The organism is Sphingobium sp. (genome assembly GCF_036170395.1).
Taxonomy (GTDB): Bacteria; Pseudomonadota; Alphaproteobacteria; order Sphingomonadales; family Sphingomonadaceae; genus Sphingobium.
The window spans coordinates 1-17,479 of record NZ_JAVHPD010000041.1 but is presented as its reverse complement, the minus strand read 5'-3'; the positions used below and the strand labels follow the sequence as shown (position 1 = coordinate 17,479).

At 68.3% G+C, this 17,479-nt stretch carries 13 protein-coding genes and 2 pseudogenes; 2 read left to right on the top strand and 13 right to left on the bottom strand.

The window, feature by feature from the left end:
* The 13 genes and pseudogenes from V2B31_RS11150 to V2B31_RS11090 form a co-directional block, all read right to left on the bottom strand.
* Window positions 1-412 (bottom strand): annotated as a pseudogene (locus tag V2B31_RS11150) (asparagine synthetase B); the annotation flags it as partial.
* Window positions 413-572: 160 nt separating this feature from the next.
* Complete coding sequence (gene xrtA / locus V2B31_RS11145) at window positions 573-2,105, bottom strand: exosortase A (protein ID WP_328278457.1); 1,533 nt, start codon at window positions 2,103-2,105, stop codon at window positions 573-575.
* Complete coding sequence (locus tag V2B31_RS11140; RefSeq protein ID WP_328278455.1) at window positions 2,102-3,328, bottom strand: TIGR03087 family PEP-CTERM/XrtA system glycosyltransferase; 1,227 nt, start codon at window positions 3,326-3,328, stop codon at window positions 2,102-2,104. The genes xrtA and V2B31_RS11140 overlap by 4 nt, the downstream gene beginning before the upstream one ends.
* Window positions 3,325-4,398 carry a FemAB family XrtA/PEP-CTERM system-associated protein gene (locus V2B31_RS11135; RefSeq protein WP_328278453.1) on the bottom strand — a complete coding sequence of 358 codons (1,074 nt, stop codon included), beginning with the start codon at window positions 4,396-4,398 and terminating at the stop codon, window positions 3,325-3,327. The genes V2B31_RS11140 and V2B31_RS11135 overlap by 4 nt, the downstream gene beginning before the upstream one ends.
* Window positions 4,399-4,462: 64 nt before the next feature.
* The gene (locus V2B31_RS11130; RefSeq protein WP_328278451.1) at window positions 4,463-5,524 is read right to left on the bottom strand and encodes a FemAB family XrtA/PEP-CTERM system-associated protein; all 1,062 of its coding nucleotides are present in this window, start codon (window positions 5,522-5,524) and stop codon (window positions 4,463-4,465) included.
* Window positions 5,521-6,366: an XrtA system polysaccharide deacetylase gene (locus V2B31_RS11125; protein ID WP_328278449.1), complete on the bottom strand. Its 846-nt coding sequence runs from the start codon at window positions 6,364-6,366 to the stop codon at window positions 5,521-5,523. The genes V2B31_RS11130 and V2B31_RS11125 overlap by 4 nt, the downstream gene beginning before the upstream one ends.
* Before the next feature lie 684 nt (window positions 6,367-7,050).
* Window positions 7,051-8,035, bottom strand: a pseudogene (locus V2B31_RS20055) (XrtA/PEP-CTERM system-associated ATPase); the annotation flags it as partial.
* Between the two features lie 22 nt (window positions 8,036-8,057).
* Window positions 8,058-9,653 carry a hypothetical protein gene (locus tag V2B31_RS11115; RefSeq protein ID WP_328278445.1) on the bottom strand — a complete coding sequence of 532 codons (1,596 nt, stop codon included), beginning with the start codon at window positions 9,651-9,653 and terminating at the stop codon, window positions 8,058-8,060.
* On the bottom strand, window positions 9,650-10,588 hold the full coding sequence (locus tag V2B31_RS11110; RefSeq protein WP_328278443.1) for an exopolysaccharide biosynthesis protein: 939 nt from the start codon (window positions 10,586-10,588) through the stop codon (window positions 9,650-9,652). The genes V2B31_RS11115 and V2B31_RS11110 overlap by 4 nt, the downstream gene beginning before the upstream one ends.
* 14 nt (window positions 10,589-10,602) lie before the next feature.
* Complete coding sequence (locus tag V2B31_RS11105; RefSeq protein WP_328278441.1) at window positions 10,603-12,123, bottom strand: XrtA system polysaccharide chain length determinant; 1,521 nt, start codon at window positions 12,121-12,123, stop codon at window positions 10,603-10,605.
* On the bottom strand, window positions 12,123-12,767 hold the full coding sequence (locus V2B31_RS11100) for an XrtA/PEP-CTERM system exopolysaccharide export protein (RefSeq protein ID WP_328278439.1): 645 nt from the start codon (window positions 12,765-12,767) through the stop codon (window positions 12,123-12,125). Before V2B31_RS11100 ends, V2B31_RS11105 begins: the two co-directional genes overlap by 1 nt.
* A gap of 130 nt (window positions 12,768-12,897) precedes the next feature.
* The gene (locus V2B31_RS11095; RefSeq protein ID WP_328278437.1) at window positions 12,898-14,130 is read right to left on the bottom strand and encodes a pyridoxal-dependent decarboxylase, exosortase A system-associated; all 1,233 of its coding nucleotides are present in this window, start codon (window positions 14,128-14,130) and stop codon (window positions 12,898-12,900) included.
* Between the two features lie 72 nt (window positions 14,131-14,202).
* A complete protein-coding gene (locus V2B31_RS11090; protein WP_328278435.1) occupies window positions 14,203-15,729 on the bottom strand; it encodes an acyl-CoA ligase (AMP-forming), exosortase A system-associated in 1,527 nt (508 codons plus the stop codon).
* A gap of 67 nt (window positions 15,730-15,796) precedes the next feature.
* Between V2B31_RS11090 and V2B31_RS11085 the strand changes: the two genes are divergently transcribed.
* Window positions 15,797-16,807, top strand: a complete 1,011-nt coding sequence (locus tag V2B31_RS11085; protein WP_328278433.1) for a GNAT family N-acetyltransferase — start codon at window positions 15,797-15,799, stop codon at window positions 16,805-16,807.
* 28 nt (window positions 16,808-16,835) lie between these two features.
* The gene (locus V2B31_RS11080) at window positions 16,836-17,126 is read left to right on the top strand and encodes an acyl carrier protein (protein ID WP_328278431.1); all 291 of its coding nucleotides are present in this window, start codon (window positions 16,836-16,838) and stop codon (window positions 17,124-17,126) included.
* The last annotated feature ends 353 nt before the right edge of the window (window positions 17,127-17,479 follow it).

Sequence of the window (17,479 nt, the reverse complement as noted above, 5' to 3'; positions counted from 1 at the left end):
CCAGCCAGAGCGACTGGGCGCGCGCGTCGAACAGGGCGAAGGCGAACATGCCGTTGAAGCGCTGGACGCAGTCCTCGCCCCATTGGCGGTAGCCATGGAGGATGACTTCGGTGTCGCTATGGGTACGAAAAACATGCCCCTTGGCTTCCAGTTCGGCGCGGACTTCGGCGAAATTATAGATTTCGCCGTTGAAGACGACGGCGAGGCTTTCATCCTCGGTCAGCATCGGCTGCGCGCCGCCCGACAGGTCGATGATCGAGAGGCGGAGATGGCCGAGGCCAACGCCAGGCGCGGTCCAGATGCCGCTGCCATCGGGACCGCGATGAGGCATCACCTCCAGCATCGCGCGGACGCGCGCGGGATCGACGGGCTTGGCCGTTTCGAGGTGGAAGATGCCCGCTATGCCGCACATATTTGAGGTCTCTAAAAAGATTGTCCTCCCCCTGTGGGGGAGGTGGCAGCGCGGAGCGCTGACGGAGGGGTGTCCTGCTCTCGACAGGGGGACCCCCCTCCGTCTGGCCTTCGGCCAGCCACCTCCCCTTCCAGGGGAGGATGATGACGTTTCTGCCGCCTTACCGGATGCCCATGCTGCGGTCAGCCAAAAGCTGCACGTCGCCAAGGTCTTTCAAGAACGCGGCGATGGCGGCGTTGGCGGACTGCCCCTCCCCCTCCTCTGCCGAGACGAGGATGGCGACGGCGCGCTGGTCTTGCCCCAGCAGGCGCGCTTTCAGCGTGGCGAGCTTGACGGCGGGCTTGCTGCCGGTGGAGGCCGCGCCGCCGATGCTGTAGAAGCTGACGACATGGCGGACGATCGGGCCGGGGGCGGTGATCTGTTCGCCGCGCCCGCCGGGTGCGCCACGGGCGGGAGACGACCAGACCCATTCGCTGTCGGGATCGGCCGCGCCCTGGCCGAAGCCCACCAGTTCGCGCCCTTCATCCTGATGCTCGAAGGCGGCAATGGCGAGATCGATCGCTTGGCCCTGGGCGTTGCGGTAGCGACCGGCGATCAGGTGATCCGCGCCGTCGAAGCGGGGTTTCCAGGGGTAGGCCTGGGGCGCATCGGTGCGGGTCCAGCCGGCGACTTGCGGCAGGCCGACCGTTGTAGGGAGCGACGCGCCGGCGGCGGCAGTGGCGGCGAGCCAGAGCGGGGCAGCGACGATGAGGGCGAGCGAGGCAGCGGCCATGGTCGCGATCGGCGAGGTTCGGGGCGTCTTGCCCTGAAGCACGCGGGGATCGAACCAGGGGTCGCCGGGCTTGCGGTCGAAGAAGGGCCAGGCGGTCGCCATCACCACGGTCATGACGATGGCGAAGAAGACCCAGCCATAGACGACATGGTCGAAGCCGACCGCTGCGTCGACCGTGGTCAGATGGGCGACGAGGATGGTCGCGAAGGCGCGCACGCCGTTGGCGAGGACCGAGAGACCGAGCGCGCCCGCCATGAACAGGGCGCGCCGCCGCCAGCTACGGAAGCAGACATTGCAGACGAGGACGCCATAGGCGGTCATGGCGATCAGGAACTTTGCGCCGGAGCAGGCCTCCGCCACCTCGAAATAGCCGGTCGGCGTGGTGATGAAGATGCCCTCCATATGGGCGGGCACGCCGGCGAGATCGAGGAAGAAGAGCGCGAGGCGCGCAGTCAGCAGTTGCAGCGCGGGGACGATTTCCTCGCCGAAGGGGACCATGAAGACGGCGTAGAAGAGCGGGAAGAGCAAGGCGCGGGCGACCGCCGGGCCGAGCAGCGCGATGGTCGCGCCCTGGAGCATCAGGATGAGCGCGCCGTGGCGGACCATGGCTACACCGGCCGCCGCGCCCAGCATCCAGGCGAGCGCGCCGAGCGCCAGCCAGACGAGGCCGGGCGCCCAGGCGACGGGTTGAAGCTGGCGCAGGCCGGGGAGCCGCTGCTGCACCAGCCAGGCGATGAGGAAGGGGATGAAGAGGCAATGGCCGAAGGTGGAGGCGTTCCACCAGATTGACACCATGCTCCAGACATCGCGGGCGAAGAGCGCGAGGATGGCGGCGGCGACGACGCCGAGCGCGGCGAGGTGGCCGCGCCAGCCGGCGAGATCGACGAGCGCGCGCGGCATCGGGAGGGCGCGATCGGTCATGCGGCGGCGGCTTTCGCGGCGGCTTCGGGGAAGAGCATGGCCGGCAGGCCGGCGAGCGTGGCCGACCAGCGGTAGCGTTGCTCCATGCGGGCGCGGGCGGCCCTTCCCAGCGCGGCGGCGCGGGCGGGATCGGCGAGGAGGGCGACGATCTTCGCCGCTTCCTCGGCCGGGCTGGCGGCGACCAGCAGATGCGCCTCATCCCGCGCGTCTATGCCTTCGGCGGCCTGCGGCGAAGCGACCACCGGGCGAGCCATGGCCATGGCTTCGAGCACTTTGTTCTGGACGCCGCGAGCGATGCGGAGCGGGGCGACGACGACATCGGCGGCGGCGAGCCAGCCGCGCACGTCGGGGACCGCGCCGGTGACGACGGCGCCGGGCAGTTGGCCAAGCGCTTGCACCTGCGGCGTCGGGTTGCGGCCGACGATGGCGAAGCGGGCGTTGGGATGGAGGGAGCGGATGGCCGGCAGGGTCTGGCGCGCGAAACTGTCGACCGCCTCGACATTGGGGCGGTAGTCCATTTGCCCGGTAAAGACGAGCAAGGGGCCGGTTCCGTGATCGACCGGGTCGAAGGCGGCGGCGGGATCGAAGGTATCGAGCGCGACGCCGTTTTCGATCGCTACGACCCGATCGGGGCCGAGGCCGCTCGCATGACGGAAGAGCGCGGCTTCGGCTTCGCTGACGAAGGCGCTGATGTCGGCGCGGGCGGCGACCTGCCGCTCGAAATCGAGCAGCACGCGGCCCTCGCGGCGGTTGATCCAGGCCATCGGGCCAGCGGCTTCCGCGCCATAGGCGGCATATTTGGCCGAATCGAAATCGACGAAATCCATGAGGAAGCGGACACCGGCGGGGAGGGTCGGCACGAAATGCGCCATCTGCGCCGAATAGGCTACGACGGCGCGGATCGGCTTTTGCGCAAGGGTCTGCGCGACCCAGCGGTGGAGGGCGGGATGATCGAACAGGGCGACGAGCAGCGACTGGCGTTTGGCGAGGCCGGTGAGTCCCGCGACCAGTTTCGAGCGGTCGCGGCGCAGGACGCACTGGCTGGCGGTGAGCGCCGCCATCTCGGCAGCAAAGCCCATGTCGCGATCATCGTCGGCGAAGCAGCCGACATGGACCGGGGCGAGTTCGGCGAGGCGCTTGAGGAGATGAAAGGAGCGGATCTTGTCGCCGCGATCGGGGGGAAAGGGGATGCGGTGGCAGAGGAAGAGGATGTCGCCGCTCATCCCAGGCCCCGGGCGATGTGCGGGCCGATGAAGGTGGCGACCGATTCGGGCAGCTTCTTCCAAAGCTCGACCTTGCGGCGATATTGGGGCGAGAGCGGGTTGACGTCGCGGGTCGCCTTGCCCGGCGCGGTGCGGAGATAATAGCCGAGCGGTTCGCCCTCGAAGCCCCAGCTCTTTTTCCAGGCGGCGGGGCCGGTGCCGACCTTCGACCGGCCGAAGTCGAACACCGCGCAGCCGCGTTCCCGCGCCGCGCCCATCAGGCGAAAATAGAGATATTCGTTGGAGCGCAGCGCCCGTGCGCCCTCTGCCGCGCCGTGCCAATAGGGCATACAGGCGCCGCGATGATAGAGGCTGATGACGGCGGAGAGCGGCTTGCCGTCCTTGGAGACGAGGGCAATGTCGGCGTCCTCGCCGAAGCGGTCGAGCATCTGGTCGAACAAAGCGCGGGGGAAGACCGGGGTGCCGAGATGGTGGACGCTGTGGGCGTAGAGGCGATAGTGGATATCGCGCAGGCGCTTGTCGCGGCCGGTCTCGAACGAGAGGTCGTTGCCGATCCCCTTGCGGATTTCGGCGCGGTGGCGCTTGGGCACGGCTTTCAGTTCCGCTTCGTCGTCGGCGGCCAGCGGGCGGGCGAAGCCGAGATAGGCGTCGGCCTTTTCCTGCCAGACCTGCGCCCTGGGCCCTTGCCCGCCGCGCAGTTCCAGCGTGTCGCAGCCGAGCGTCTGCGCCAGCGTCCAGGCGGCGTCGGCGAGACCTTCGCTGACCTGGCGATGGGTTGAGAGGATGCCGCCATCGACCGCGAAGCCGCTGCCGACCAGAGCACGGCCGAACAAGGCCGAGCGGATATAGGTGAGCGGCAGCAGGCCGAGGATCGTCGTGCCGCCGGCGCGGGCCACCAGCATCTTCGCCTTCTGGCCGGTGCCGGCTTCCACCCCCAAGATCCAGGCGGGACGGTGGAAGGGCGTCGAGCCGGGATGCGCGCGGACCCAGGCGTCGAGTTCGGCGACGACCGCAGCGTCCGACAGGCGCGCCTCCTCGATCGCAAAGACTAGCCCGGACATGGCGCTCATGGATGACATTCCTGATTCCCCCGAACCGGGTCTAGCCTCCCCGGCTGAACATTTCGTATCCGTTTCATCCGAGGCCGCGCGAAATCAGGGGTCCGAGAAGATTGGCGAGCGGCAGGGGGAGCTTTTTCCAGAGGTCGATGCGGCGCTGATATTTGCCGTTCGTCGGGCTCAGGTCGCGGGTCGATCCGTCGGGCGACCAGCCATGATAGACGAGCGGGCGGGGATCAAAGCCGAAGCTCTTCTTCCACGCTGCCTGGCCGCTGCCGACCTTCGACCGGCCGAAGTCGAAATGGGTCATGCCGCGCGCCCGGCCATGGCTCATCAGGCGGTAATAGAGGAGTTCGTTGGAGCGGAGCCGGCGCGCGTCGGCCACGCCGCCGCCCCAATAGGGCATGACATGGCCGTTGTGATAGAGGCTGAGCACCGCCGAGACGGGGCGGTCGCCTTCGCGGACGATGAGCAGGTCGGCGCCGTCCCCGAAGACGTCGAGCACGGCGCGGAACAGGGCGGCGGGGAAGACGGGCGTGCCGAGATTGCGGACGCTTTCCGCATAGACTTGGTAGTGGGCACGGCGGAGCGCTTGCGACCGGCCGGTCTCGACGGTCAAAGCCGGGTTGGCGAGCGCCTTGCGCAGTTCGGCGCGGTGCTTGCGGGGGATGGCGAGCAGTTCGGCCTCGTCATCGGCGGCGAGCGGGCGGACGAAGCCGAGATGTTCGCCTTCGCGGACCTGCCAGCCCGCGCCGGGGCTGGGGCCGCCGCGCAGCTCGATGGGGGTGGTTCTCGCGATGCCCTGCGCCGCCGCCGCGAGGGCAGGAACGGCGCGGGGGTCTTCGGCGAGGATGCCGCCATCGACGGCGAACGCGGTCGAGACCAGCGCGTTGCCGAACAGGCGGCTGCGGACATGGTGGAGCGGCAGCAGGCCGTCGATCCGGCCCGACGGCGCGACGCTGGCGAGGACGAGCGGGCGGTGGCCGGTCGCCTGCGCGATGGCGCGCAGCCAGGCGGGGCGGTGGAACGGCGTGCCGGCCGGATGGGCAAGGACGAAGGCGTCGATCGCGGCGACATGCGCGGGATCGGCGAGGTCCATCTGCGTTACGGCGCGGTCGGCGGCGGTGCCCGTCCTCATGGCGCGCGCGCCGCTTCGGCATCGGCCAGAGCGTCAACCCTAGTCCAGGCGAAATCGCGGGTCAGGCGGCGCAGCTTGGCGGCCATCACCGAGAGATTGCTGTAGTGGCGCAGGCGCGAACGGAGCGGCGCGCCGGCTACGCGGGGCTGGTCGGGATCGATTTCCCACGGGTGGAAATAGATGATGGCGGGGCGACCGGCTTCCTCATTCACCTGCCGGATCGCCCAGCGGGAGAAGGCGTAAGGCAGCAGGCGGAAAAAGCCCCCTCCCCCGGCCGCCAGTGTCCGACTGCCCCATTTGGCGGTGGTGACGGGCAGCTCGACCAAAGGCGAATCGGGGAGCGGCTTCCAGGCGAAGCGGGGCGAGTCGGGCCAGCCATAATGGTCGTGGCGGATCGGCGCGACGCTGGAGGAATAGCGGTAGTCCGCTTCGGCGAGGATCGTATGCGCCCAGGGGGTGCGCGGGTCGATCGAGAAGCTGGGCGCGCGATAGCCGGTGACGGGCCGGCCGGTCGCGTCCTCCAATATGGCGCGCGACTTGGCGAGGTCAGCGCGGAACTGGTCTGGGGTAAAGGTGAAGACGCGGGCATGGTCATAGCCATGGCTCGCCACTTCATGCCCGGCATCGGCGATGCGGCGCATCAGCGCGGGATAGCGTTCGGCCACCCAGCCGAGCGTGAAAAAGGTCGCATGGACGCCTGCCTCGGCGAAGAGGGCGAGGACAGCGTCGGTGTTGGCCTCGACGCGGTGGGTGAGCCGGTCCCAGTCGGCGCGGTCGATCGTGCGCTCGAACGCGCCGACCTGGAACCAGTCCTCCACATCGACCGACAGGGCGTTCAGCATTGCTAGTCCTCAGGGTTCAGGCGACCGCCTGGATCGTTCCGGTCTGCTCTTCCCGCTCGACCCAGTCCACCAGAAGCGTGAGGACGCGGCGGAGCGCCGTGTCCTGTTCCTCGGCGCGGAATTCGAGGGCGGAGAGCCGCTCCTCGATCAGGGCGAAGCAGCTCTTGAGCGCTTCGGGGTCGATCTCCGGCTGGGCGGGCGCGCCGAAGGGGGCGTGGGCCTGCATGGCGCGGAGCGAGGCGATCTCGGCGCGGAGCGCTTCGATCTCGGCGAGCATGTCGGCGCGCAGCGTTTCGGCCGCAAAGGGAACAGCGAGTGGAACAGCCGATTCGCTATGCTCGATTTTTTCTTCTTTTATTTCAATATCTTGTGTGTAGGAAATAGGATCGACCGCTGTATGTTCCACGGACTGTTCCACGACGCCTTCGGGTTCCGCGTCCGGCTCGGGAGCGGCGAAGGCGGGGCGCAGGAAGCGCGGCGGCGGCGCGAAGGCGGGCTCTTCCTCTTCCTCGACCGGATCGGGATCGAACGCGGCGGGCTGGGTCCAGCGGGGCTGCGACCAGAGCGGCTGCGGCGCGGGGGCTTCAGGCTGTTCCAGCGCCGGTTCGGCGTCCGCAGACTCTTCGGCCTGGGGCGCTTCCCAGGCCGCTTCGATGTCCAGAGGCTCTTCGGCCTGCGGTTCATCCCAAGCCGCTTCAGCTTCCACCAGCACCTCGGCCGGCTCGTCCCATGCCGCTTCGACCGCGGCAATCGGCGCTGCTTCTTCGGCGGGCTGTTCGAGCACCAGTTCCTCCTCGGCCGGCGCGTCTTCCGCGACCGTGTCCAGGGTGGAGGGCGCGACCGGCTGGGGCGTCGTGTCGCTGTCCAGCCCCATGTCGGCGACCACGGCGCCGACGACTTCGGCGTCGATCACATGGAGCTGCTCGATCGCGCCCAGCAGCAGCACGCGGCTGGCGAGCGCGTTCAGGCGGCGGGGCACGCCGTTGGTCGCGGCATAGAGCGCATCGAACGCGCCCGGCGTGAAGGCCGGGTTGCCGGTCCAGCCGGCGATGCCCAGGCGATGCAGGATATAGGGCTCGACCTCGGCCGCCAGCATCGGTTCGAGATGATGAGTGGCGATCACGCGCTGGCGCAGCTGTTCGAGTTCGGGCGATTTCACCAGATCGCGGAACTCGGGCTGGCCGAGCAGGAATATCTGGAGCAGCGACTGGCCGCCGAGCTGGAAATTGGAGAGCATCCGCAATTCTTCGATCGCGGAGACGGGCAGATTCTGCGCCTCGTCGACGATCAGCAGGGTGCGGCGGCCGGCGCGGGCTTGGGCATGGAGGAAGCCCTCGATCTGGCGCAGGATCGCCGCCTTAGGCTGGGCGTCGGTGGCAAGGCCGAAGCTCTGCGCGGCGAGGCGCAGCATGTCGTCGCCCTCGACCTGGGTCGAGACGATCTTGACGGCGGTGAGGCGCGCCGGGTCGATCGTCTGCATCAGGTGGCCGACGAGGGTCGTTTTGCCCGCGCCGATATCGCCGGTGATGACGATGAAGCCTTCGCCCTGCGCGAGGCCATAGCCGAGATAGGACAGCGCCTTGCGATGGGTCGCGCTCTCGAAATAATAGGTGGGGTCGGGCGTCAGCTGGAACGGGCGGCCCTGCAATCCGTAGAATTGATCGTACATTTCTTCGTCTCCAAGGCGTCGGTCAGAAGCTGTAGCGCAGGCCGACCTGCCCCATCGCGCTGATGATCGTATCGAGGTCGTCGGCGTCCACCCCGTCCAGCCCCAGCGAGGCGGAGGCGGAGAGGCGGCGGCTGATGCCTTTGTAATAGCTGGTGAACGCGCCATAGTTGAGCACGTCCGGGCGGCCGCCGCTGGCGTCGAAATAATTCATGTAGGTGACAAGGTCGATGCTGTCGCGATCGTTGATCGTGTAGGTGAGCGACCCGTTGCCATACCAGTTTTCGTCGCGCGAGCCGCGGATCAGCACCGTTTGTCCTTCGGGCGTGATGAACTTGCGCTGCGAATAGCCGCCGCCCAGGCCAAAGCCCCACGGGCCGCGCCGGAGCGCATATTGCGCCGCCACGCCGCGATAGCGGAAATTGGCGTCGGTGATGCCCGAAAGCGCATCGTTGAAGCATTGCCCGCCGCCGGTGGTGGAGAAGGCGCAGCCGGTGATGTCGCCGGTGAAGGGATTGCGCGCCACGTCGAAGCGGCTGCCCGAGAGCGCGGCGACATCGGCGGTGATGAGGCGGCCGAAACTGTCGATGCCGTCGAACAGGATGATCGCGATATGGCTGTCGCGCCCTTCCCACAGGAAGCTGCCCTGATAGGTCATGCCGCCATAGCGTTCGCCCACCCGCGCCTGGAGCGAGGTGCGGTGATTGGGCCGCCACAGGACGCCGGCGTCCCAGATGACGTCGCTGAAATCATAGATGAGCGCGCGCGGCGAGCTTTTGTCCGTCACATAGCGGCCGTTGCGGATGAGGGGGAAGCCATCATCGTCCAGCGCAGGCGAGCGCTGGCGGATCTTGATCTCCTCATAGCCGACGCCGCCGACCAGAGCGACCGTGCGCGAGACCGGCAGGGTCGCATCGACCCGGCCCCAGGCGTCCTCGAACCGCTGGTCGAGCTGGCTCGCATCCTCGCGGTCATAGCCGGCGCTGGCGGTGAGGCCGATCGCGGGCAGCACCGTGTCGGGGGCGAGGCCGACCGAGCCGGTGAGGCTGTGGGTCCAGCTGTCGGCGAAGGAGCCGTTGGGCTGAGCGCCGGCGAAATTCTGGTCGATGTCGTCGTCCACCCGCGCATAGCCGAGGCGATAGGAGGCGTTGACGGTGAAGTCGCCGACCTGGGTCGTGTAGGACGGGCCGACATAGCCGGCCCAGACCTGGCTGGTATAGGTGTCGCGCTGCGGCAGGGCGCCGGAGAAACCATCGGTCCGCACGCGGGTCGCAAGGCCGCCGGTCTGGAGCGACAGGCCGCGCGCGAGATTGATGTTGGCGCTGGCGATGCCGCTCAGCACGTCCTGATCGGTCGCCTGGCTGCCCCAGCCGAAGCTGTGATTATATTCAAGGTCGAGCGCGGCCTCTACCCGGCGCGTCTGCACCTGCGCCGAGAGGCCGGCGGTGACATTGGTGTAGGTCAGCACGTCGCCGCCGCCCTTGAGCGGTCCCATCACGACCTGGTCGATACCGATATAGGGGATGACATCGACGCGCTTGTCGTCGCGCGTCTGCGCGTGCGCCGAGGTGGCGGCGGCGAGCGCGGCGAGCGATGCGCCCGCGATCCAGAGCCGGGTCATGACTGATGGTCCTCTTTGGAATAATAGCTGCCGAAGCGCCGGCCGCTCGCCTGAAAGCGGACGCCGTTGAGCAGAAGCTGCACCTGCGCCCCGCCCTTGAGCAGGCCGGCGGCATCGCGCAGCGCGCTTTCGGAGGTCTTGTCGGCGCGCACGACCAGCAGCGCGATCGCGGCATGGCTGGCGAGCACGGCGGCGGGCGAGGCCGCGAGCAACGGGGGCGAATCGAAGATCAGGATGCGGTCGGGCCGCCCTTCGGTCAGGCGGCGGAGCGCCTGTTCGGTGCGGGCGGAGGCAAGATATTCGGTGTCGTTGTTGCTGCGCTGTCCGGCGGGCAGCACCGACAGCGAGGGCAGGTCGGTGCGGATGACGCAATCCTCGACCGCGATCGAGGGATCGGCGAGCGCGTCCATGAGGCCGGGGCCGGCGGTGAGGCCGAGCTTGCCGGGGATGCCGGGCTTGCCGAAGTCAGCGTCCACGAGCAGGATTTCGCGGTCCTTTTCCGCCGCGAGGCTGAGCGCGAGATTGATCGCGCAGAAGCTCTTCCCCTCCCCGCTATGCGCCGAGCAGACGAGGATGCGGTTGCCGCGGGGATTGTCGTGCAACTGGGCGAGCAGGTCGCGCTTGAGCAGGCGAAACTCCTCGCTCATCGCGGTGACGGGGCCTTCGGGGCGGAGATAGCCCGCTTCGGCGAGCGCGATGCGGTCGATCGGCTGGACCGGGCCGGTCCAGTCGGGCGCGCGGTAGGAAGGCGCGGCCACGGGTGCGGGCGCGACGGGTTCAGCCGCAGGCGCGAAGGCGGCGTGCGCGGGCGGCGCTTCGGCGGGGACATCGACCGCAGGGGCGGCGCGGCCGCGCAGGGCGGCGCTGAAATCATAGATTTCGGTCGCACGCTCGATCAGCGATCCCCGGCCCTTGAAGCTGCTATGCTGGTTCATCTTGCCTTGATCCTTCACGCCATGCCGCGCTGGACAAATTCGACCGCGATCAGCAGCAGGCAGACGGCGGCCAGGCCCCCGCTCGCCCCTGCGAACCATTTCATGCGCTTCTTTTCGATGGCGACCTGCGCGGCGCTGAGCGCCTGGCTGATCGAGCCGGCGACCGGCAGGCCCACCGCCTTTTCGAGGCGCGCCGCGTTCGGGAAGGTGCCCTTCAATTGGCCCATGGCGAAGGCGACGCCGACGCCCGCCGCGATGCCGAGCACCAGCACGCCGAGCAGCAGCAGCGGCCGGTTGGGCGCGAAGGGCGCGGTCGGGGTGCTGGGCGGGTTGATGACGCGGAACTGGACGGAGCCAGTCTCGGTCTTGACCTCGCCGCGCAGGCGCAGATCCTCGCGATCGGCGGTCAGCTTGTCATATTGGGTCTTGAGCGCGGCATAATCGCTGTCGAGCTTTTCCTGCTCGGAGGCGACGCCGGGTTCGTCGACCTGTTTGCTCATCATCGCGTTGAGATCGGCCTGGAGCTGCGCCTTGCGGGCGCTCAGCGCCTGGACGGTCGCGGCGCGTTCGGCCTGCATCGACTTGATCGACAGATAGGCGGGGTTGGGCGTGCTGCCGCTGCCGCCGCCCGCCCCGCCGCCGGCGCGGCGGAGGGCATCGACCTCGCGCTGCGCGGCGATCACGTCGGGATGGCTGCTGGTCCAGCCGCGCGCGCGCATCGAGGCAAGGTTCGCCTGCGCCTGCGCGAGCGGCGACGCGCCGCCGCCAGCCGAAACGCCGGGCAGGCTGGCGGGCGTGCCGGCGAGCTGGCCGTTCATCGCGGTGAGCGCGCTTTGCGCCTGGACGAGCTGCGAATCGATATTGTTGATCTCCATACGGGCGGCGTCCATGCGCTGGCCGATGGAGCCGGCGCCGGGCAGCAGGCCGGCATAGCGCTGCGCGAATTCGATGCGGCGCTGGTCGGCGGCGGCGAGCTGCTTGGCGCGCGCGGCGATCTGCTGGTCGAGGAAGGCGAGGCTCTGCTTGGTCTCGCGGCGGTCGCCCGAGAGATTTTCCTCCTGGAAGATGTCGATCAGCTTCTGCACGATCTGCTGGGCGATGCGCGCGTTCGCGCCGTCCGACAGCGACGAGTCGTTCGACAGAGCGGTGATGTCGATCATGCTGGGATCGACCTGCGCCATGACGGTGATATTCTCACGCAGCTTGGTGATCTTCGCGGCGATCTCGCGCGGGCCGGAGACGGTTTGGGCGAGGTCGGTGTCGCGGATCACCTTTTCGAGATTGTCGGCGCTCGCCAGCGTGCTGCGGACCCGGTCGAGATCCTGCTGGGACTGGACCTGGGTGATGCCGACCTTGTCCTCCAATAGCGACTGGGTGCTGACATAGACCCGCGCCTTCGACTGGTAGCTGTTGGGGATGAGGGCGACGCCCAGCCAGCCCAACATGCACACGACCCAGGCGACGCCGAGCGCAACCCAGCGGCGGCTCCAGATGCCATGGAGGATGATCCGCAATTCGTCGTAGAGACCGGCCATCAGAACATGCTTTCCGGGATGATGATGACGTCGCCCGGCGCGAGCATGACGTTGGCGCGGGTGTCGCCCTTCTTGAGCAGGTCAGTGAGGCGCACCTGATATTCGCGCTGCTTGCCGCTATTCTTGTCGAAGCGAACCAGGCGCGCGCGGTTGCCGGCGGCATATTCGCTGAGGCCGCCGACCGAAATCATCGCGTCGAGCAGGGTCATGTTCGCGCGATAGGGGATCGAGGCGGGCTTTTCGGTCGCGCCGACGATCCGCACCTGCTGGCTGAAGGTGCCGCTGAAATTATTGACGATGACCGAGACGAGCGGGTTCTCGATATATTGGGTCAGCGCCAGCTTGATGTCCTCGGCCAGCATCTTGGGCGTCTTGCCCACGGCCGGCATGTCGGTGATGAGCGGCGTGGTGATGCGGCCGTCGGGGCGCACCTGCACTTTCGCGCCCAGTTCCGGGTTGCGCCAGACGAAGATGGTGAGATCGTCGAGCGGGCCGATGACATATTCCTCGCCCGGCCCCTCCTGCGTGGACACGAAGGAGGCAGGCGGAAGCTGCGGACCCGAGCCGCCGGAAGCGCATCCCGACAGCGCGACGGCGGGCAAGGACGCGCCGATCAGGAGCCTGGACATGTGCTGGAACCGCATAATCTCATCCCTTTGCCGGGCCATGCGCGCCGGTCGCCCGACAGCAGGGACGAACGGCAAGCATATGGCTTTGGGCCTCTTCTTGCCGGCAAAGGGTAAAGATACCGTTAGGAGTTAAGTCGTCAGCTATTCAGCCAAGTAAAAGTTCGCGGGCATTTGGGTGGCCAAGAAAAGCGGCGGGGCTGGCCGAGGCGCCATAGGCTCCGGCGAGGAACAGGGCGACGAGGTCGCCTTCCTGCACGGGGGGGAGCGCCACCTTGTCCGCCAGGCGATCGATCGGGGTGCAGAGGCAGCCGACGACCGTGACCGGCTCCGCTGCAGGGGCCGCGCCGAAGCGATTGGCGAGCGCGATCGGATAGTTGCGGCGGACGACGGTGCCGAAATTGCCGCTGGCGGCGAGCTGGTGGTGCAGGCCGCCGTCGACCACGACGAAGGTTTCGCCCTGGCTGATCTTCACGTCGATGACTCGGGTGAGATAGACGCCCGCCTCCCCCACCAGCCAGCGGCCGAGTTCGAGTGCGAAGGCGCTGCCTTGGAGGATATCGGGCAGGGTTTCGAGGCCGCTGTCCAGCGCGACGCCGATCGGGCGGATGTCGAGGGGCGTGTCGCCGGGGAAGTAAGCGAGGCCGAAGCCGCCGCCGAGATTGACCAGCGGCGGGGTCGCGCCGACCTGGTCGGACAGGCGAGCAGCGAGCGCGAGGGTGGCGGCCTGCGTCTCTATGATCGCGAGAGGATCGAGATTCTGGCTTCCGGCAAAGATGTGCCAGCCGCGCCAGTCGGCCCCGGCCGCGATCATCGCGCGGGCGAGCGCGGCGGCGCGGTCGGCATCGACGCCGAAGGGCTTGGCGCCGCCGCCCATGCGCATCCCCGAGCCCTTGAGGTCGAAATCCGGGTTCACGCGCACGGCGAGGCGGGGCGTCTTGCCGATGCGGTCGGCGGCGGCGAGGGCGCGACGCCCCTCCCCTTCGGATTCCAGGTTGAGGGTGACGCCGGCGAACATCGCCGCCTCCAGCTCGTCGTCGCGCTTGCCAGGGCCGGCGAAACTGATCCGATCCGGCGCCATTCCCGCGTCGAGCGCCATGGCGAGTTCGCCGCCGGACGCGATGTCGAAGCCGTCGACCTGGGTTGCCATGCGGGCGAGCAGCGGGGCGTGCGGGTTGGCCTTGATCGCATAATGGAGGTGGAGCCGGTCCGGCATCGCCTCGCGGAAGCGGCGGACCTGCGCTTCGACGATGCCCATGTCATAGGCGAAGAGCGGCGTGTCGCCGGCTTCATCGACGAGGGAGGCCGCGCCATGGCCGGCGATGAGGAGCATCCCTTCTTCTTGCGCGAACCAGGGGGGGATGGGGCCGGTGGGTTTCATGGCTTGTCCTTGTTGGTCTTGCGGCTGCGCCGGGCCGCCCTGGGCTCCTGCTTTCGCAGGAGCACGGTGGTTTTAGAGGCCGTGGTCTCGAGCGAGCTTTACCCGGTCGATCTTGCCGTTGGGGTTGCGGGGGAAGTCGGGGAGGATTTTGATGTCCCTGGGCTGCATGAAGTTGGGCAGTTCCTGCTTGAGGTGGGCGGCGACCGCTTCGGCGGCGTCGGGCGCGGCGCGGAGGAGCAGGCGGACGGCCTGGCCGAGGCGGTCGTCCTTGACGCCGAGCGCCACGGCTTCGGCAACGCCGGACACGGCGAGCGCGGCTTCCTCTATTTCGGTGGGGCTGATGCGGTTGCCGGCGGACTTTATCATCGCGTCGTCGCGGCCGACGAAATAGAGCAGCCCCTCCGCGTCTCGCCGCACCGTGTCGCCCGACCACACCGCCATGCCGCCATAGCGCGAGGCGGGCGGCGCGGGCTTGAAGCGTTCGGCGGTGCGGGCGGGATCGTTCCAATAGCCCTGCGCCACCAGCGGCCCGCAATGGACCAGTTCGCCCGGCTCATCGTCGGCGGTGAGTCTGCCGTCGGGGCGGACGACGAGGATTTCGGCGAAGGGGATGGCGTGGCCCATCGAATCGGGATGGGCCTCGACCAGAGCGGGCGGGAGATAGGTGGAACGGAAGGCTTCGGTCAGGCCGTACATCGGGTAGAGATCGGCCTGCGGGAAAAGCGCACGCAGCCTTGCGACCAGCGGCCGGCTGAGTGCGCCGCCGCTGTTGGTGAGGCGACGGAGCTTGGCGGCTGTCTCGACCGGCCAGTCCAGTTCGGTGAGTTGCACCCAGAGGGGCGGGACGCCAGCGAGCGTCGTGATGTCGTGGCGATCGACCAGCTTCAGGACGTCGCGGGGGGTGAGATAATCGAGCGGATAGACGCTGCCGCCCGAAATCCAGGTGCTGAACAGCTGGTTCTGCCCATAATCGAAGCTGAAGGGCAGGACGCAGGCGGTGCGATCCTCTGGCGTCAGGGCGAGATAATCGGCGACCGCGACCGCGCCGAGCCGCAGATTGGCGTGGGTCAGCATCACGCCCTTGGGCCGGCCGGTCGATCCGCTGGTGTAGAGGATGGCGGCGAGATCGTGCGGGGCGGCGGCGGAGGGGCCGAGCGCGGGGCCGCCGCTCATCGCGCAGGCGGCGTCATCCTCGCGGTGGCGCTGGCAGGTGCGGGGGACATCCCCCTCGGTCAAGCTGTCGAGGCGGGTGGCGGTGCCGATCAGCGCGCCCGCGCCGCTGTCGGACAGGATATGGGCGACCTGCGCGTGCTTGAGCAAAGGGTTGATCGGCACATGGACGAGGCCGGCGCGCGGCGCGGCGAGCGGCATCAGCGCCGATACCGTGCCCTTGGCCATCCAACTGGCGATGCGCGCGCCCGGCGGGAGCCCGAAGCCGGCGAGCCACGCCGCCAGCCGGCCGAGCGAGTCTTCGAGTTCGCCATAGCTTTGCGCGCCCGCCCGGCCGCCGATCGCCGGGCGGGCGGGATCGTCGCGCAGCAGCAGATGGTCGATCGGGCGCACCTGCGCTCCGTCGATCCGGGCGAAGGGGTCAGCCACGCGCGCTTAACTCCATGTGCAGATTTTTCTCCTATGCGTGGGGCCTTGGTGCGGCGGAGATAGTGGGTTGGAGGCGGCAAGGGAATATCTGAGCGTGGCCGACGCCCGCGAGGCTCTCGCGGGGGCGCTGGACCGCGGCCGTGCCCCTGCCCTGTTCGAGCGGCTGGACTGGTTCGCCGATCTTCACGGCCATTGTTTTCCCGAGCGGCCGGTGCGGATCGTGTCGGCGCGGGAGGACAAGGCGTCGGTCTGGCTGTTCCTGATGGACGCTGGGCCGCATCGCGCCCAGGCGCTCGCCAACTGGTATAGTTTCGCCTGGTCTCCGGTTTTTGTCGGCGATCCAGACGCGATGACGCGGGAGCGGTTGCTGGGGGCAGCGGCGCGGCAGTTGTTGCGACATTGTGCACAGATCGATCTCTATCCGCTGGAAGATGCGTCGGAAATGCTGGCGGCGCTGCGGCGCGCGGGCTGGTTCGCGGTGCGGCGGTATATGGGCGGGCGCTATCTGCTGCATGTGCGCGGGCGCAGCTTCGCCGATTATTGGGCGGAGCGGCCGGGGCGGCTGCGGAACCTCGTCAGGCGCAAGGGGCGCGGCGATCCCTTTGCCCTATCGATCGAGCGGGTGCTGACCGACGATCTGTGGGCCGACTATGTCGATGTGCATGGCCGCAGCTGGAAGGAAGCGGAGCCGGAGGGCGGCCTTGCCTTCCTGCACGCGCTGGCGCGGCGGGAGAGCGATGCAGGGACGCTGCGGCTGGGGTTCGCGCGGCTGGACGGACGGGCGGTCGCGGCGCAGCTCTGGACGGTGGAGCATGGCGTCGCGCTGATCCACAAGCTCAATCACGACCGGGCGCTCGACGCGCGGTCGCCCGGCACGCTTCTCAGCCACGCGATGTTCGCGCAGGCGATCGACGGCGACGGCGTCGAGACGATCGACTATGGCACCGGCGACAATGGCTACAAGACCGAGTGGATGGAGGATCGGATCGCGCTCCAGCGGATCGACGCCTTCAACCCGCGCTTCGCCAGCGCGTGGCTGCCCGCCGCGCGGACCGCCATTTCCGCCCTTGTGGGTTGAGCCGGGAGGCTCTAGGGAAACCCCCACCATGCGGGCGGAACAGTCTCAGCCGGTCGACCGGACAGTCGCACTCGATAACGAGCTTCGCGCCTTGCTGCGCGACACGCTCGGCCTGTCGCAGGATCGGGTCGATGGCTTCGCCGCCGATACGCCGCTGTTCGGCGCGCTGCCCGAACTGGATTCGATGGCGGTGGCGGGCGTGCTGACCGAGATGGAGGATCGCTTCGGCATCCTGATCGACGACGAGGATATCGACGGCGACACGTTCGAGAGTTTCGGATCGCTGCTGGCCTTCGCGCGAAGCAAGGTGGGCGGCTGAGGCTGCCGGCGGGTTCGATCCCGCAAGATTCAAGCGACAGTAAAACAATGGTGCGCCTTGAAGGGGAAAGTTTGAACCAACTTTTCTCGACCTTGGCGGACTGGAACCAGCTTTTGGCAGCTATACCGCTGGATGCGTTGGAAGATTGCCCGGCTTGCAGCGATCCGGAACCGTCCGGGCCGTGATGGCTCCGGCCTGATTCCGTAAACCCCCAAACTTCGTTTCAACCCGGCGCATCATGCCCGCGTGTTCACTCATGCGGTTATGGTGCGCCTTTGTTTTTCGTGACCCATGCCTGAAAAAACGTATGGCCCGCCCCGTCTGCAAGGGGGATTTTGAAGTGTTCTGATCAG

Excerpts from the sequence above, each read along its gene's own strand:
- xrtA (WP_328278457.1), bottom strand. The coding sequence starts at position 2,105 with ATGACCGATCGCGCCCTCCCGATGCCGCGCGCGCTCGTCGATCTCGCC.
- V2B31_RS11125 (WP_328278449.1), bottom strand. The coding sequence starts at position 6,366 with ATGCTGAACGCCCTGTCGGTCGATGTGGAGGACTGGTTCCAGGTCGGC.
- V2B31_RS11115 (WP_328278445.1), bottom strand. The coding sequence starts at position 9,653 with ATGACCCGGCTCTGGATCGCGGGCGCATCGCTCGCCGCGCTCGCCGCC.
- V2B31_RS11100 (WP_328278439.1), bottom strand. The coding sequence starts at position 12,767 with ATGCGGTTCCAGCACATGTCCAGGCTCCTGATCGGCGCGTCCTTGCCC.
- V2B31_RS11135 (WP_328278453.1), bottom strand. The coding sequence starts at position 4,398 with ATGAGCGCCATGTCCGGGCTAGTCTTTGCGATCGAGGAGGCGCGCCTG.
- V2B31_RS11095 (WP_328278437.1), bottom strand. The coding sequence starts at position 14,130 with ATGAAACCCACCGGCCCCATCCCCCCCTGGTTCGCGCAAGAAGAAGGG.
- V2B31_RS11105 (WP_328278441.1), bottom strand. The coding sequence starts at position 12,123 with ATGGCCGGTCTCTACGACGAATTGCGGATCATCCTCCATGGCATCTGG.
- V2B31_RS11130 (WP_328278451.1), bottom strand. The coding sequence starts at position 5,524 with ATGAGGACGGGCACCGCCGCCGACCGCGCCGTAACGCAGATGGACCTC.
- V2B31_RS11080 (WP_328278431.1), top strand. The coding sequence starts at position 16,836 with ATGCGGGCGGAACAGTCTCAGCCGGTCGACCGGACAGTCGCACTCGAT.
- V2B31_RS11140 (WP_328278455.1), bottom strand. The coding sequence starts at position 3,328 with ATGAGCGGCGACATCCTCTTCCTCTGCCACCGCATCCCCTTTCCCCCC.
- V2B31_RS11110 (WP_328278443.1), bottom strand. The coding sequence starts at position 10,588 with ATGAACCAGCATAGCAGCTTCAAGGGCCGGGGATCGCTGATCGAGCGT.